Genomic DNA, 15,351 nt, shown 5'->3' with positions numbered 1-15,351 from the left:
AGTTCACTCCTTTATGTAATGTGTTACAGTGCACCAGGCGCAATCCACATATGTGAGGTGAGCCCTTTATCAGCTAAAGCGAGCTGACTGTCATATACAGTTTTCCATGTTTCATAGAACTCTTTATATAGTTCGTGATTTTCAGTAACTGGTTCGAATGTTTGCTCCCACTGTACAAACTCTTCGGCAGTTTCTTCCATAGATGAATATATGCCAGCACCAACTCCAGCAGCAATCGCAGTTCCTAAAGCAGCTGCTTCTTTCACAACAGGTACTTTTACAGGAATACCGAGTACGTCTGATAGAATTTGTGGCCATAGTTTTCCTTTAGCGGCACCGCCAGCAAAAATAACTTCAGAAGGGAATGTGCCAGTTAGATTTTTTATTAATTTTAAGTTTCCAAGTGTAATGAAGGCTGCATTTTCTTCAATAGCACGAAACAGTTCTTTTTTTCCGCATTTGTCAGCGTCTAAACTTAAATTTAAGAATGAAGGTGCGGCATGACGCCAAGAAATGTAGTTCATAACGTTTGAAAAAGTAGGGATAATGCCATGTGAACCGACAGGTACGTCTTTCGCTTGTTCTTCTAGTAATTCATAAGCATCTACACCAAGTTTATCAGCAAGTTTCTTTTCTTCTTGGCAAAAAGCGTCTCGAAACCAGCGCATAACGAGACCTGGGAAAAAGGCGATTGTTTCATATTGCCATAGGTTCGGAACGACGTGACAATTTACTCGAATCGCAGCATGTGGATCTGTTATTGGCTCAGTAACATTCACTTCTTGTTGCCAAAAGCTACCCCCGCATATTAACGTTTGATTTGGTTTCACGATTCCTGTTCCGAGCGATGCCATTTGAGCATCTCCACCCCCGGCGACGACAGGAATCCCTTCACGTAATCCAGTTAATGCTGCACACTCTTTTGTAACGTTGCCAATTACTGTACCAGCTTCATTTACTGTTGGTGAAAATGGCAAAGATAGACCGCACTCCTTAGCGACATCGTTATCCCACACTCTATTTTGTAAGTCAAAAATACCTGACGTGCATCCGTTTGAGGGATCAATTTGTAGTACGCCGCTTAGTTTATATAAAATCCAATCGTTTAACATTGTAAAAGAGTAAATATTATTATAGACGTCGGGTTCATGTTTTTTTATCCAGAGTAGGCGTGGTAAAGCACCTAATGAAAAAGTTTGACCAGACTTTGTATATAAATCTTTTTCAAGATGTGACCGAATTTCTTTTAATTCACTAACTTCGACGGATGCGCGCCCATCAACATTTGCACACGCCCATATTTCTTGCCCATCTTGATCATATAAAACAAATCCTTCTCGCATACTTGTAGCGCTAATAGCAAGAATAGAAGAGGCAGGAGTGTTGCTTTTTTGAAGCACCTCTTTCGTACATTCTTGTACTAGCTTCCAATTTTCTACTACATCAAAGTTCATAGAGCCTGGATAACGAAGGTCAGATTTGTGAATCCATTCTTTTTGACTTACTGCAATTTGATTACCATGTAAATCAAAAAGAACTGCTCGAATGCTCCCTGTACCAGCATCGAAAGCTAATAAATGGGACATTAACAATCACCATCCTTTCGTAATAAGGAGAGGGCAGTTTCCTCATCGGTAATTAATGAATGAATAAACTTTCCTTTTAAGGCACCATAAATTGCATCTATCTTTTCAGTACCTCCAGCAACACCGACGACATGCTTCATATTGCGCAAAATAGAGAGGGGCGTGCCAATTAGACGATTGTGATGCGAGAGTTCTAATAAATCGCCATTTGTATTATAAAACTGTCCTAAAATATCGCCAGCACCGTTTTGACTACGAATATATGTCATCTCACGTAGTGTTAATTTTTCTTCTTTTACAATCGTAGCGTCTTGAGATAATCCCCCAATACCGACAACAGCCGTATGAGCAAGTGAAGCGACTTGAAGCATATCTTTTACACTCGGTTCTGATAGAATACTTTGTGCCATTTCGGTTGTAGACGCTAGAAACGGCGTAGGGATAATGTGAAGCTCGCCTTGCATGTAGTGTAAATAGTTTTGTTTTCTCGGGAGATAGTGATTTACCCCGCCTGTGAGCGTTACGATTGAAAGGTTGATAGAACTTTCAAAATGAATGTTTTCTAGCATTTTGCTAATTGTTTCTCCCCAGCCAATACCGAGTAAATCGCCTTGCTGGAGATGAGTTTCTAAATATTGTGCAGCAGCTTTTCCGAGAGAAGCGTGATAATTGTTTACTGGGGTAGGGATAATAAAAGCATCTTTTAAGTGGAATTTTTTCATTAGGTCACGCTCAATACTTAAACAGTGCAAACCAGTCCCTTTTACGTGAAATGTAACGATACCTTCACTCCGCGCTTTATCTAATAACCGGACGACTTTATTTCTTGAAATATGAAGAAGTGACGCGATCTCCTGTTGTGTTAATTGGTCTTTATAATAGTACCAAGCTACTTTAGTTAATAAATTTTCTTCAAAGTTCAGCTGAGTCATACTCTTCATCCCTTTCAACAATTGACCACAGCTTAAACATATGTACCATATATTTTGTTTATTCCAGTTGAAACGATTAATAGTACGTAGAAAAAAGTGTTCTAGATATAAAAAAAGGAATATACAATGCTACAAAACAAGTAGAACAAATAATCATTTTCTCAAAAAATGTTCTGGATAAAGGCAGGTGACATCATGTGGAGAACGTACCTTTATTACAAGTAAAGAAAATGAGTAAGGCGTTTTTAAATCAACTTGTATTAAAAGAAGTGAACTTACAAGTAGAGCGCGGAGATATATACGCTTTAGTGGGGGGAAATGGCGCCGGGAAATCAACATTAATGAAAATATTAACGGGGTTATATTCGTATGATGATGGAGAGATGTATGTAAAAGGAAGGAAGCAACAGTTTTCAAATCCATCAGAAGCACACCGAAAAGGTATTTATTTAATACCGCAAGAACCACTCATTTTTCCGCATATGACTATTGAAGAAAATATATGTATCGGGTTAAAAGAAAAGAAAAAGAAACTAAAAGTACAGATTCAGCAATTGATTAGCAGCTTAGGATGGGATATTGACCTTAATAAACTAGGAGGAACATTATCGATTGCGCAACAACAGTTAGTAGAAATCGTTAGAGGATTAATAAGAGAAGCTGAGATTCTTATTCTAGATGAGCCAACATCGACATTAACAACACACGAAATTAAGAGTCTTTTTGTGTTGATGAAAAGTTTACAAGAAAAAGGAATTGGGATGATTTATATTACGCATCGTTTTCCAGAAATCTTTGAAATTGCCAACAAAGTAGCAATACTACGTGATGGAATGGTTGTAAGCCAAGGTGATGTATGTGACTATACATATGACATGCTGATGGAGGGACTATTGCCAAAAGGATATAAACAGAAAGAGAAAATAGAAGTAGTTCAAGAGACAGTAAAGACGAAAAAAATATTAGAAGTGGTTGATATAAATGGTCACGCATTCGAAAATATATCATTCACTGTACATGCGGGTGAGGTTGTAGGTGTTGCTGGCATTATAGGATCTGGCAGAACGGAATTAGCAGAAGCGATATTTGGATTGAAAACTATAAAATCAGGGTCTATCTTATTGGGTGGAAAATCAATTGATACGTGTTCTTTGCATAAAAGGCTAGACGAAGGACTAGTTTATGTGCCAGAGGATAGGGCGAGGAATGGAATTTTCTCAATTGCTTCTGTTAAAGAAAATATTGCAGCAGCAAGTTTATATCAAAATAATCGCTTTTTTATAAATAAAGAAAAAGAAAGCGCTTTAGTTAATTCGTTTATAGAACAGTTCCGAATTGTTGTACAGGATATGAATAAAGAACTGGCATCTTTATCAGGAGGTAATCAGCAGAAGGTCGTGCTTGCGAAGTATCTTGCATGTAATCCTAAAATTATTATTCTTGATGAGCCGACTCGCGGAATTGATGCGAAAGCAAGGCTTGAAGTGTATGAGACGATAAAAAAAATGAAAAGGGAAGGACTCGCAATTTTATTAATCTCTTCAGATGTTGAAGAAATTGTCCAATTAGTAAACCGTGTATATGTAATGAGAAATGGGCGATTTGTTTCTCATATGGAAAAAGAACAACTGAGTGTGAATGAAGTTACACGCCTTGCATACGGAGGTGTAGCGGAATGAAACATATGTTAAAAATGCATGAAACGTCTATCATACTGTTACTACTAATTTATATAGCTATTGTAGGAATGATAAACCCTAGTTTTATTCAATTTAACTCGTTATCTTTACTGATGAAATCAAGCGTTATTTTAGTCGTGCTAGCAATCGGTCAATCGTTCGTCTTATTTACGAAAAATATAGATGTATCAGTTGGTTCAAGCATGGGGTTAAGTGCAGCAGTTTGCGGAATGATGTTAACGAATGGGTATAGTGCATTCTTGTCGATATTTGTAGCTATTATACTTGGGGCCATTATTGGTTTCGTAAATGGTATTGGAGTTGCGAAGTTTCGGGTACCAGCCATTATTATGACATTAGGCATGTTAGGAATTATTAGAGGTACAATGTTAATTTTCACAGGCGGGAAGTGGATTGAAGATATTCCAAACGATTTTAAGCAGCTGTCATCTATCATCATTCTTGGTTTACCTATAACTGTATGGTTCGTTCTTATTATTTTACTACTACTATACTTCTTTTTAAGAAAAGTGCCATTGGGAAGATACTTTTATGCGGTAGGTGATAATGAAGATGGCGCGAGGCTTATTGGTATACCTGTAAATAAAGTGAAGATATATGCGTTTATGATTTCAGGCATAAGCGCTGCGCTCGCTGGTTGCATATTTGTTATGAATATCGGTTTCGTGCCAAATCAAACAGGTACAGGATTAGAATTACAAGTAATCGCAGCCGCTGTACTAGGAGGAATTCATTTAAAAGGAGGAACAGGATCTTTATTTGGAGCTGCATTAGGAGCGTTATTTTTAGAAACAATAAGTAGCTCACTCGTCTTTTTAAAAATACCAGCATTTTGGAATAATGCTATTTCAGGTTTTTTATTATTACTTATCATCATATTAGATAGTGTTATGAAAAAGTGGAAGGCAGAAAGGAGGATGAATCTATGAAGTATGTATATAGATGGGAAGGGGTTCTAATTGTATTACTTCTTGTAGAATTCATCCTTTTTAGTTTAATAAATAGTGATTTCTTAAATATTAGTAATCTCCTTTTTAGTACAAATGATTTCCTATTTATCGCAATTGCGGCGATACCAATGACTTTTGTTATAGTAACAGGAGGAATTGATGTATCGATCGGCTCAATAATGGGGCTCACTTCGATCTTAATCGGTGTACTTTGGATGAACGGAATACCTATTTTGTTTGCTGTTATAATCGCCCTAATAATTAGTTGTTTAGCAGGCGCTTTAAACGGACTGATTATAAAAATGACGGATGTAGAACCACTCGTCGTTACACTCGGAACGATGTTTTTATACGGGGGAATTGCCCTCGTCATTTCAGGAGGGGCAGGTGCTTCTGGGTACGAAGGAATAAGCGGTTTACCTGACACATTTGTACAACTGGCAAACGGTAGTTTTATAGGAATACCGAATTTATTATGGCTACTGATCGTATTAACAGTTTTATGTACTGTATTATTTCACCGAACTATATACGGGCGCCATGTAAAATTAACAGGTGCGAACGAAAATACAGCAAAATACACCGGGATTAAAACGAAAAAAGTAGTCATTATCGCTTACATACTTTCCGGGTTAGGAGGTGGATTAGGAGGTGCTTTCTTAACCGCATATTTTGGTTCCGCACGTGCTGATATGGGAAGTGAAACAATTTTACCAATCATTACAGCAGTCGTATTAGGCGGGACACTTATTACGGGGGGAAAAGGAAGTATTATTGGTACTGTACTAGCGAGTATTTTTATTGGGCTCATGCAGTATGGCTTGCAAATGACGGGTTTAACAAATGAACAATCCAATGTAGTAATAGGTATTATCCTTATTCTTTCAGTTATTATGAGACATTTCAAATTACATCAATTCTTAGCGGAGAAAAGAAAGAATTTGCATAAGGGGGAAATGTCATGAAGAGAAAACTGGGGATTGTATTGATTGTATGTATTTGTTTAATCGGTTTAATTGCGTGTTCTAGCCAAACGGCAGATAAGAAAAAGGTTGATGATGTGAAATTTGCATTTATTCCGAAATTAACAGGAGTTGGTTTCTTCACATCGGGTGGTGAAGGGGCAAAAGAGATGGGAGATAAGTTAGGCGTGCAAGTGAAGTATGATGGACCGTCTGAAGCGAGCGTATCCGGGCAAGTAAAGTATATAAATAATTTTATTAACCAAAACTATGATGCACTTATGGTTTCCTCTACATCAGTTGATGGTTTATCGCAATCACTACAACGTGCTAAGAAAAAAGGAATGACTGTCTTAACGTGGGATTCTGATGTGAATCCGAAAGACCGTTCCTTTTATATCAGCCAAGGAACACCAGACCAACTTGCTAATTTATTAATAGAAATGACTTCAAAGCAAATTGGAGATAAAGGAAAAGTAGCCTTCTTTTATTCTAGCCCGACAGTAACGGATCAAAACCAATGGGTAACGAAAGCGAAAGAAATTATTAAAAAGAAATATCCGAACTGGGAAATTGTAACGACGCAGTACGGTGAAAATAATGCGCAAAAGTCTTTGTCAGTAGGAGAGAATATTTTAAAAACGTATCCTGATATTAATGCAGTCATTTGTCCAGATGCAACGGCACTTCCGGCAATGGCACAAGCAGCTGAAAATTTAAAAATGGATAAAAAGGTTGTCGTAACTGGCTTCTCTACACCAAACGTTATGCGTGATTACGTAAAACGAGGAACAGTAGCACAATTTGGTTTATGGGATGTAAAACAACAAGGTGCTCTCGCAACGTATGTAGCAAATGAAATTGTTGTAAAAGGGAAGAAGTTAAAAGTAGGGGATAGCTTCGAAGTAAAAGGAATTGGAAAAGTGAAGGTAGAGCCAAACTCCATTCAAGGATATGATTATGAGGCAGAAGGGAATGGAATTATCGTATTACCAGAACGAGTTGTATTTACGAAAGATAATATTGATAAGTATAATTTTTAGTAGACAAAAAAACGTCCGAATATATCGGACGTTTTTTTATTTCTTCATTAATTATGAACAGTTTCTTTTTCATTTAATCCAAGTGTACGACCAGTAGAAGTGTGAAGATCTTGGAACAATCTTGGATTTTCAGTTAGTGAAATGCCATATGAAGGAATCATTTCTTTTATTTTTTCTTCCCATTCTATCATGCGGCTTGGGAAACATTTTTCTAATACTTCAAGCATGACGTGAACAGCAGTAGAAGCACCTGGTGATGCGCCTAGTAATGCGGCGATTGAGCCGTCAGCTGCACTTACTACTTCTGTACCAAATTGAAGTGTCCCTTTACCACCAGCATCAGTATCTTTAATTACTTGTACACGTTGCCCAGCAACTACAATATCCCAATCTTCACTTTTCGCGTTCGGAATGAATTCGCGTAATTCTTCCATACGTTTTTCATGTGATAACATAACTTGCTGAATTAAGTATTTTGTAAGTCCCATTTCTTTTACACCAGCGGCTAACATCGTTAAGACGTTATTCGGTTTTACAGAACCGATTAAGTCAAGATTTGAACCTGTTTTTAAGAATTTAGGTGAGAAGCCTGCGAATGGTCCAAACAGTAAAGCTTTTTTATTGTCTATATATCTCGTATCTAGATGAGGTACAGACATTGGCGGAGCACCAACCTTAGCTTTACCGTACACTTTCGCATGATGTTGCTCTACAACTTTTTGGTTTTTACATACCATAAATAGTCCACTTACCGGGAATCCACCGATATGTTTTGATTCAGGGATACCAGTCTTTTGAAGTAGAGGTAGGCTACCGCCACCGCCGCCAATAAAGACGAATTTAGCAGTATGATGCTCAATTTTACCACTATTCATATCGTGTACTTTTACTTCCCAAAAACCATTTTTCGTGCGCTTAATATTTTCGACACTATGCTTGTAGTTTAGCTCGACATTTTTTGTTTTTAAGTAATCAAATAACATACGTGTTAATGCACCGAAGTTAACATCTGTTCCAGAGTCAATCTTCGTTGCCGCCATCGGTTCATTAGATGTGCGGCCTTCCATAATGAGTGGAAGCCATTTTTTTAATGTTTCAGGAGCATCAGAAAATTCCATTCCTTGAAACAGTGGATTTTTTGAAAGCGCTTCAAAACGGTTTTTTAGAAACTCAACATTTTTTTCCCCTTGTACTAAACTCATATGAGGTAGTGGCATAATAAAATCTTGTGGATTACGAATTAATTTGCTCTTTACAAGATATGCCCAAAATTGTCTTGAAAGCTGGAATTGCTCATTCACTTTTACAGCCTTACTAATATCTATAGATCCGTCAGCTTTTTCGGAAGTATAGTTCAGTTCGCATAGCGCAGAATGCCCTGTACCTGCATTATTCCATTCGTTAGAGCTTTCTTCCCCGGCACTTGCGAGTTTTTCAAAAACTTTAATTTCCCATTCTGGTGCTAATTCTTTTAGTAATGAGCCTAACGTTGCACTCATAATTCCTGCACCAATTAAGATAACGTCTGTTTTTTGCTGCATGTTGCTCATGATAATCTCTCCATCCCCTATATTGGCAAAAAAGTGTAGGTGTTTTCTATGTCTAAACCGTAAAAGAGAAACACCGCCTAGGCCCCACCTAGGTGTATACCTTTTTTGTCTCAATTATATAACCATCTCATACTCTATTATAATAATTAATAGACTAAAATATCTAGTGTTATCTGATAATTTTAAACTATTTAACGTTTTATTCGCTAAAAATCTTATTTAACAAGCTCTTTTAAGGTGATAAATAGAAAAAAATTACAGTTTGAAATTATCTCGAAAAAGCTTACGTATCCTTAAGTGACTAAATCGAGTACCTTTTTATAGGATTATTCTTTCTGTAATGGTAAGATTATTCTGAAAAATAAAAAGGAGGGACTCTAATGTGTACAAAAGAACAAATTTCAAACTTATTTCGAAACTTTTCAATAAAGGAATGTAAAGGGTCAAGTGATTTATATGAATATTTATCAATGAAAATTGCTGAAGATGAGGAAGTACTTACACTATCGTCCTATGCTCAGGTAGGTCAACCAGTCCCAAACTTACTATTAGGTGTAGTACATTATTTATTGCTAGCAGGGAAAGAACATCATTTAAAAACGTATTATAGTAGTTTAGTTGAAAATGCTGATACAAATTTAGATAAAGCTTTTAATCATTTTAAAGATTTCTGTAAAGAGTACCGAGAAGAAATCATTACTTTGTTACAAACGAAACTCGTTCAAACAAATGAAGTAAGACGGTGCGCATACTTATACCCAAGTTTCTGCTACATATTTAACAAAGTGAAGAAGCCGTTAGCGTTAATTGAAATTGGGACAAGTTCTGGGTTGCAACTGTTCTGGGACCAATATAGTTATTCGTACGGGACGGATGAAATGTACGGAAATATAAATTCAAATGTGCATGTAACTTCTGAAATAAGAGGGACGAATGTGCCGCATTTTCTAAAAGAAAGCCCATCTGTCGTAGAAAGAATTGGACTGGACTTACATGTGAATGATTTACATAATAAGGAAGATTATTTATGGTTACGTGCTTTAATTTGGCCAGAACATAAAGAAAGGCTTGAGATGTTTGATCAAGCTGCATCTTTAGTGAAAAATGAATCTGTCCAATTAATAGAAGGAGACGGTGTAGAGCTATTATCATCTATTATTGAACAAATAAGTGAAGAAGCTGTTATTTGTATTTTCCATACACATGTTGCAAATCAAATACCAGAACAAGTAAAACATAAGTTAGAAAAACAAATACAAGAAATTGGAGCAAAACGTGATGTATTCCACCTGTATAACAACATGTGGGATCGTGACCTTCATATTGATTATTATATTAACGGAAACGAATATCGTGAAACGGTTGGAGAAACAGAAGGGCATGGGAGATGGTTTAGCTGGAAGATTGGAAATGAGACGCTTATTTAGATTAATAGGGGCGCCCTCACTTGTAAAAGATGGGGCCATAGGCTCAAGCATTGACTAAATGGTTAAGGAATAAATGTATTAGTAACATACAAAAAATGCTTCGGAGAAATCCTAAGCATTTTTTGAATTACATTTAAACCCCATAATGGATCATGTACTTCTGTTCTGCTGCAGCTTGTACAATTTTTGAAGCTAACTCATTCAGCTCATCAGATTTTCTGAAGAACTTTGAGGATGTAACTGTTTCATAGAAAATTGCTAATGATTCAGGCGGGATAATTGTAATACCACAATAAGCTAAACCGTATTTCTGATTTTTGACTGTATGGAAGTAGGTTTTCATAATTGATAAATTTTGATTTAAACTACTGATAATATCATCATCAACAGATATACAATGATATTTCTCTGGTGTATAATCTTCGTAATTTTTTTGAGAAGTAAAATCGTCATTTTGTTTACGTGTAATAGAAATGATTATGTAGTTCATTAGTATAGTACTTCATAAAATATCTTCGTTTCTTCTTCGTGAAGACAGTTTACTTATCGGTAAACTCATCGGGAGCCCAAGTGGCGATTTCATTCCCAGGTGCAGCGACTACAAGCCATTGCTCACATAGGACACCAGCTTGCCAACATTCATAATAATCATGAAAACCATTTAAAAAAATAATTTGTCCACTCTCTAATGTAATAATTAAATGAGGGCTTTCTAAGCCAAGTTGTATATCGGTAACTTTTTGTCTTCTTATCTTACATATTCTTTCATATTCTTCTTTCTCAGAATAAACTTCAAATTCATCTTCATTTAATGGGTAGCTTTTTTGAGGTTTATTAAATAAACACCATTTGGATTCGATATTGATATATAATTGTCCGTCATAATCAACTGAGTCGTGAAAGTTTGTGAAATGAATCTTTATAGCGCCTGGAGAAATACCAAATTGTAATCCATCAACTTGTGATCCGATGAATAGATTTTTCAACACTTTTTCAGCGTGAATTTTATCCTCTGTATTCATTATTGAATTCCTCCTTTTCATAAAAATATACCTTATATTTTTATTGTAATAAATAAATTTTCATGTAAAATGAACCTTTTGTGAAAAACGAGCGAATATAGTGTGAAGGATTACGAGAGGGGAACGGAGCTTTGGATGAAGTACAATTAAAAGAATGGCTATATAAACGAAAGTATGTTATCTAAAAAAGACCTTGAGAAAGTGTTACTTTCGATTGTTGAATAGATATTTAGTAAAAGAAGCAACTAATAATTATATTATGTAAACTCTTTTTGTAAAACACCCATAAAAAAATGGATGTTTTATATTTTGATATATTAGGTGGAATATATAGTTTAAAAAAGCGGAATACTTTGCGGAAAGTTAAAGACATTTTTCGCAAAGTATTCCGCTTTTACTTCCATTAATCGGTCAAAGTTGCAACTGAAGTATGCATCTGGCCAATTTTTAATGGATAGGTCAGGAGTATTAACATAGACACCTTTTGTAAATGGAAGCATTGCTAAGCGGAAGTCTTCAACCCATCGAATACTTCCACCAGCACCTTCTGGCTGTTCCCAAGTAGCGAATATTGGCATGTTTGATAGTGCTTTTCGGTAAAAGTAAGCAGTTGCCTCATTTGGCACCTCAACAACAGCACCGCCTAATCTGTGGAAAAATACGGAGGTGGTGGAAAAGGGTAAGTTAAATCGTAATTTCTATTTGATTGCCTTCTGGATCGCCTATTACACTTTCATAATAGCCATCTCCAGTAAAACGTGGTCCATTTAATAAAGGATAACCAGCATCTTTTATCACCTTTGTTAGTTCATTCACACGTTCTTCACTACCGACAGAAAAAGCCATATGAGTATAGCCGGTTATGTTTAAATTAGGCTTATGTTCAATCCCTTTTTTACGCATAAGTTCAAGTCTTGCTCCAGATTCGAACGTAATAAAATAAGATTCAAATTGTTTCGTTTTATTATGATATAAAGAGTTTGCTTTACCATTAAAGTATTTCATATAAAAATCACGCATACATTCTAAGTCATTTACCCAAATTGCAATATGTTCAATTTTCATAGGTTTCACCAATCCTATCTGTATCAATTAGGCTTCCACTGTATTAAATTTGCATTTGCATTGCAACAATTTTGCTTCGCTATTAAAGCTAGTTGTTAATTTTTGATTATGTACGTACATACAATATGTAATTAAGTGAATGACCATCATAGTAATTACAGAAAAGGGTGAATGAAGCATATGAATCAATTTGAGCAAATGATGTACGTTGGTGTCATCATGTCTATTGTACTATCCGTAATGATTTTAGGGTCCTTATATTATAATCCTCGACTTTCGTTAACTGATTATCCGAAAGATATTCAAAAAGTAGTTTTTCCAAAATCGATTCATGAAAAAAAGCAAACCATTTATTTTAATATTGTATATAATACTATTCTTTTCGGTACTCCTTTCGTTTCTACATATATACTACATAAGCATGAAAAGTTAATGTATATGGATGCCTATTTACACACTTTTGGTATTTTAATGATTTTCAATTTAGTAGATTTACTTATAATTGATTGGCTAATTTTTTGCTGGATTACTCCAAGGTTTGTTGTGATTCCTAGTACGGAAGGTATGAAAGGATATAAAGATTATAAGTTTCATTTAAGAGGGGCTATTGTCGCTACTCAAATTTTAGCAATCGTAAGTTTATTTTTGGCGGGAATTGCCACAACTATTTAGTGTGAAGAAGGGCATGGAGCTTTTATAAAAGATAAGGAGATTTATAATATATAGAATTAGAAATAAGAATTTGATAGTATTGGAGTAAGAAGTTTTAATAACAGTATATTAAACAATATTAATATACTGTTGCAAATGTTTTGATATTATGTAAAATTATACAATTTTACGGAGGCATTTGATAAAATTCAAAAAAATTTAATGGAGGCTAATATGAAAAAAGTAATTGGCGCAGCAACAGCAACTGTTTTTGGATTGGGAGCGTTTACCACAACTGCTACCGCAGAAACAATCGTAACAGCAGATGTACTTAACGTACGTGAAAAACCGACTACAGAATCAAAAGTGGTCGAAAAAGTAAAGAATGGGCAAGAGTTAAAAGTCATAAATACCGAAGATGGCTGGTCAAAAATTGAGTTGAATGGTAAAGAAGTGTTTGTAAGTTCGGAGTTTACAAAAGATGTATATCATGTAACGGCGAATTTGTTAAATGTACGTACTGAAGCAAACACAGATTCAGAAATTCTTGGCAGACTAAAAAAAGATGATGTAATTGAATCAACGCATCAAGTAAAAGACGGATGGCTGCAATTTGAGTATAAAGGAAAAACTGCTTATGCAAACGTTTCTTTCCTATCAAGTACAGCACCAACTGAAAAGAAAACCGAAGAGAAAACGAAGCAAGTAGCGAAAGTACAAAAATCAGTTAAAGAAAAGAAAGAAGTAAAGACGCAGAAAGTAGCAAAAGCGAAAGAAACAACGAAAGCACAAGAAATAGTAAAGCCTAAAGAAGAGGCAAAAGTAGTAAAAGTTAAAGAAGAACCGAAAGCGCAAGAAATAGTAAAACCTAAAGAAGAGGCAAAAGTCAAAGAAGAAGAAAAAGCGCAAGAAATAGTAAAGCCTAAAGAAGAGGCAAAAATCAAAGAAGAAGTAAAAGTTAAAGAAGAAGAGAAAGTGCAAGAAATAGCAAAGGCTAAAGAAGAAGAAAAAGCGCAAGAAATAGCAAAAGCTAAAGAAGAAGAGAAAGCAAGAGAAATAGTAAAAGCTAAAGAAGAAGAGAAAGCGCAAGAAATAGCAAAAGCTAAAGAAGAAGAGAAAGCGCAAGAAATAGCAAAAGCTAAAGAAGAAGAGAAAGCAAGAGAAATAGCAAAAGTTAAAGAAGAAGAGAAAGCAAGAGAAATAGCAAAAGCTAAAGAAGAAGAGAAAGCAAGAGAAATAGCAAAAGCTAAAGAAGAAGAGAAAGCAAGAGAAATAGCAAAAGCTAAAGAAGAAGAGAAAGCAAGAGAAATAGCAAAGGCTAAAGAAGAAGAGAAAGCAAGAGAAATAGCAAAGGCTAAAGAAGAAGAGAGAGCGAAAGAAGTATCTAAAAACAACATACAGTCTGCTAAACGTGAATTAACGGTAGTAGCGACAGCGTATACTGCTGATCCAAGTGAAAATGGTACATATGGTGGACGCGTATTAACTGCGATGGGGCATGATTTAACGGCAAATCCGAATATGAGAATTATTGCAGTTGACCCGAAAGTAATCCCATTAGGATCTAAAGTATGGGTAGAAGGCTATGGAGAAGCGATTGCTGGTGATACTGGAAGTGCAATTAAAGGTAATCGTATTGATGTTTTAATGGGTTCAAAAAGTAAAGCTATGAATTGGGGAAGACAAACTGTTAAAGTGAAAATTTTATAGTAACTATAATGATCCAAATAGAAGTCAGTTCTCTTTATTGAGGCTGGCTTTTATTTTTTTAGTAGAAGGATAATAGGGTTTTTAAAGGGCTTATTACTAAACCTGTAACAAAACATAAAAATTGTATGATGTTTAGAAAATAAAACTATTAAGAATGAGATAAGGAAGTAGAGAAGAGAAGAGAAGAGTAGAGTAGAGTAGTATGTTGAAAACGAAGGATTAACGTATAATGAAATGTATAAATTGGATCAAATTGTTTACTAAACACTTTCAATCATAATAGTGTAATTAAGTTCAAAGGATAGGTGTATTTCATGAAAGAAGTAAGAGAATATATTGAAACAAAGAAACAAGGTGTATTAGAGTTGCAAATAAAAGAAACTGAAGAAAAGTTAGGTGCTGCTTTCCCAAATCAATATAGGGATCTTATTAAATTAGTTAATAATGCTGAAATAGGGGAATGGATACTATATCCGATTAAAGATAATAGAAATGTAACGAAAACTTGGGATGATATAGTTAGACAAAATGTTGACATGAGAGATGAGTATATGCCAGAAAACCTTATCATAATTGGTGACGATGGTTCAGGGGATAAATTGTGCTTTAAAATAAATAATGGGAAAATGGATGATAAAATATATATTTGGTATCACGCGGATGACGAAATGGAAGAAATATCTCCGAGTTTAAAAGAATTTATTATGGAAACTATTCAGGAAGACGATGTTTTTTAGTCTTAATTATTATCAT

At 35.3% G+C, this 15,351-nt stretch carries 15 protein-coding genes; 8 read left to right on the top strand and 7 right to left on the bottom strand.

The features are described 5' to 3' along the window. Positions 1-23 precede the first annotated feature (23 nt). Both lsrK and MHH55_RS08890 read right to left on the bottom strand, forming a co-directional pair. Positions 24-1,586 (bottom strand): autoinducer-2 kinase, encoded by a 1,563-nt coding sequence (gene lsrK / locus MHH55_RS08895; RefSeq protein ID WP_000018815.1) that lies wholly within the window; start codon positions 1,584-1,586, stop codon positions 24-26. After that, positions 1,586-2,518 (bottom strand): sugar-binding transcriptional regulator, encoded by a 933-nt coding sequence (locus MHH55_RS08890; protein WP_000192709.1) that lies wholly within the window; start codon positions 2,516-2,518, stop codon positions 1,586-1,588. The genes lsrK and MHH55_RS08890 overlap by 1 nt, the downstream gene beginning before the upstream one ends. Before the next feature lie 197 nt (positions 2,519-2,715). Here MHH55_RS08890 and MHH55_RS08885 point away from each other — a divergent pair, with 197 nt between their 5' ends. The 4 genes from MHH55_RS08885 to lsrB are packed head-to-tail and all read left to right on the top strand — an operon-like array spanning position 2,716 to position 7,173. Then, the gene (locus MHH55_RS08885; RefSeq protein ID WP_000432615.1) at positions 2,716-4,197 is read left to right on the top strand and encodes a sugar ABC transporter ATP-binding protein; all 1,482 of its coding nucleotides are present in this window, start codon (positions 2,716-2,718) and stop codon (positions 4,195-4,197) included. Further along, positions 4,194-5,147 (top strand): ABC transporter permease subunit, encoded by a 954-nt coding sequence (locus tag MHH55_RS08880; RefSeq protein WP_000682144.1) that lies wholly within the window; start codon positions 4,194-4,196, stop codon positions 5,145-5,147. The genes MHH55_RS08885 and MHH55_RS08880 overlap by 4 nt, the downstream gene beginning before the upstream one ends. Continuing rightward, positions 5,144-6,133, top strand: a complete 990-nt coding sequence (locus tag MHH55_RS08875) for an ABC transporter permease (protein ID WP_000878521.1) — start codon at positions 5,144-5,146, stop codon at positions 6,131-6,133. The genes MHH55_RS08880 and MHH55_RS08875 overlap by 4 nt, the downstream gene beginning before the upstream one ends. Beyond that, positions 6,130-7,173: an autoinducer 2 ABC transporter substrate-binding protein LsrB gene (gene lsrB / locus MHH55_RS08870; protein ID WP_000823665.1), complete on the top strand. Its 1,044-nt coding sequence runs from the start codon at positions 6,130-6,132 to the stop codon at positions 7,171-7,173. Before MHH55_RS08875 ends, lsrB begins: the two co-directional genes overlap by 4 nt. 47 nt (positions 7,174-7,220) lie before the next feature. On the opposite strand, the gene MHH55_RS08865 is transcribed toward lsrB, so the two are convergent. Beyond that, the gene (locus MHH55_RS08865; RefSeq protein ID WP_078186907.1) at positions 7,221-8,723 is read right to left on the bottom strand and encodes a malate:quinone oxidoreductase; all 1,503 of its coding nucleotides are present in this window, start codon (positions 8,721-8,723) and stop codon (positions 7,221-7,223) included. 380 nt (positions 8,724-9,103) lie between these two features. Between MHH55_RS08865 and MHH55_RS08860 the strand changes: the two genes are divergently transcribed. Beyond that, the gene (locus tag MHH55_RS08860) at positions 9,104-10,150 is read left to right on the top strand and encodes a DUF2332 domain-containing protein (protein WP_000337443.1); all 1,047 of its coding nucleotides are present in this window, start codon (positions 9,104-9,106) and stop codon (positions 10,148-10,150) included. Between the two features lie 133 nt (positions 10,151-10,283). Here MHH55_RS08860 and MHH55_RS08855 read toward each other — a convergent pair whose 3' ends face one another. The 4 genes from MHH55_RS08855 to MHH55_RS08840 all read right to left on the bottom strand — a co-directional run bounded on the left by MHH55_RS08855 (position 10,284) and on the right by MHH55_RS08840 (position 12,237). Beyond that, complete coding sequence (locus MHH55_RS08855; RefSeq protein WP_001106576.1) at positions 10,284-10,640, bottom strand: hypothetical protein; 357 nt, start codon at positions 10,638-10,640, stop codon at positions 10,284-10,286. A gap of 49 nt (positions 10,641-10,689) precedes the next feature. Next, positions 10,690-11,172, bottom strand: a complete 483-nt coding sequence (locus MHH55_RS08850) for a hypothetical protein (protein WP_001090913.1) — start codon at positions 11,170-11,172, stop codon at positions 10,690-10,692. Positions 11,173-11,507: 335 nt separating this feature from the next. Then, complete coding sequence (locus MHH55_RS08845) at positions 11,508-11,798, bottom strand: BBE domain-containing protein (protein ID WP_002041349.1); 291 nt, start codon at positions 11,796-11,798, stop codon at positions 11,508-11,510. A gap of 58 nt (positions 11,799-11,856) precedes the next feature. Next, complete coding sequence (locus tag MHH55_RS08840; RefSeq protein ID WP_074555200.1) at positions 11,857-12,237, bottom strand: VOC family protein; 381 nt, start codon at positions 12,235-12,237, stop codon at positions 11,857-11,859. Between the two features lie 180 nt (positions 12,238-12,417). Between MHH55_RS08840 and MHH55_RS08835 the strand changes: the two genes are divergently transcribed. The 3 genes from MHH55_RS08835 to MHH55_RS08825 all read left to right on the top strand — a co-directional run bounded on the left by MHH55_RS08835 (position 12,418) and on the right by MHH55_RS08825 (position 15,335). Continuing rightward, positions 12,418-12,909, top strand: a complete 492-nt coding sequence (locus MHH55_RS08835) for a hypothetical protein (RefSeq protein WP_001071244.1) — start codon at positions 12,418-12,420, stop codon at positions 12,907-12,909. 213 nt (positions 12,910-13,122) lie between these two features. Continuing rightward, the gene (gene entB, locus MHH55_RS08830; RefSeq protein WP_078186502.1) at positions 13,123-14,598 is read left to right on the top strand and encodes a cell wall-binding protein EntB; all 1,476 of its coding nucleotides are present in this window, start codon (positions 13,123-13,125) and stop codon (positions 14,596-14,598) included. Positions 14,599-14,912: 314 nt separating this feature from the next. Then, positions 14,913-15,335, top strand: coding sequence for an SMI1/KNR4 family protein (locus MHH55_RS08825; RefSeq protein WP_000665937.1), 423 nt, complete (start codon positions 14,913-14,915; stop codon positions 15,333-15,335). The last annotated feature ends 16 nt before the right edge of the window (positions 15,336-15,351 follow it).

The sequence above is a fragment of the Bacillus sp. FSL K6-2944 genome (assembly GCF_038005385.1).
In the GTDB taxonomy this organism is placed as follows: Bacteria; Bacillota; Bacilli; order Bacillales; family Bacillaceae_G; genus Bacillus_A; species Bacillus_A cereus.
The sequence above is the reverse complement of the archived record's forward strand: the minus strand, read 5'-3'. Positions and strand labels throughout refer to the sequence as shown.

Excerpts from the sequence above, each read along its gene's own strand:
- MHH55_RS08890 (WP_000192709.1), bottom strand. The coding sequence starts at position 2,518 with ATGACTCAGCTGAACTTTGAAGAAAATTTATTAACTAAAGTAGCTTGG.
- MHH55_RS08880 (WP_000682144.1), top strand. The coding sequence starts at position 4,194 with ATGAAACATATGTTAAAAATGCATGAAACGTCTATCATACTGTTACTA.
- MHH55_RS08835 (WP_001071244.1), top strand. The coding sequence starts at position 12,418 with ATGAATCAATTTGAGCAAATGATGTACGTTGGTGTCATCATGTCTATT.
- lsrK (WP_000018815.1), bottom strand. The coding sequence starts at position 1,586 with ATGTCCCATTTATTAGCTTTCGATGCTGGTACAGGGAGCATTCGAGCA.
- MHH55_RS08850 (WP_001090913.1), bottom strand. The coding sequence starts at position 11,172 with ATGAATACAGAGGATAAAATTCACGCTGAAAAAGTGTTGAAAAATCTA.
- MHH55_RS08825 (WP_000665937.1), top strand. The coding sequence starts at position 14,913 with ATGAAAGAAGTAAGAGAATATATTGAAACAAAGAAACAAGGTGTATTA.
- MHH55_RS08855 (WP_001106576.1), bottom strand. The coding sequence starts at position 10,640 with ATGAACTACATAATCATTTCTATTACACGTAAACAAAATGACGATTTT.
- MHH55_RS08865 (WP_078186907.1), bottom strand. The coding sequence starts at position 8,723 with ATGAGCAACATGCAGCAAAAAACAGACGTTATCTTAATTGGTGCAGGA.
- MHH55_RS08840 (WP_074555200.1), bottom strand. The coding sequence starts at position 12,237 with ATGAAAATTGAACATATTGCAATTTGGGTAAATGACTTAGAATGTATG.
- MHH55_RS08860 (WP_000337443.1), top strand. The coding sequence starts at position 9,104 with ATGTGTACAAAAGAACAAATTTCAAACTTATTTCGAAACTTTTCAATA.
- MHH55_RS08875 (WP_000878521.1), top strand. The coding sequence starts at position 5,144 with ATGAAGTATGTATATAGATGGGAAGGGGTTCTAATTGTATTACTTCTT.
- lsrB (WP_000823665.1), top strand. The coding sequence starts at position 6,130 with ATGAAGAGAAAACTGGGGATTGTATTGATTGTATGTATTTGTTTAATC.
- entB (WP_078186502.1), top strand. The coding sequence starts at position 13,123 with ATGAAAAAAGTAATTGGCGCAGCAACAGCAACTGTTTTTGGATTGGGA.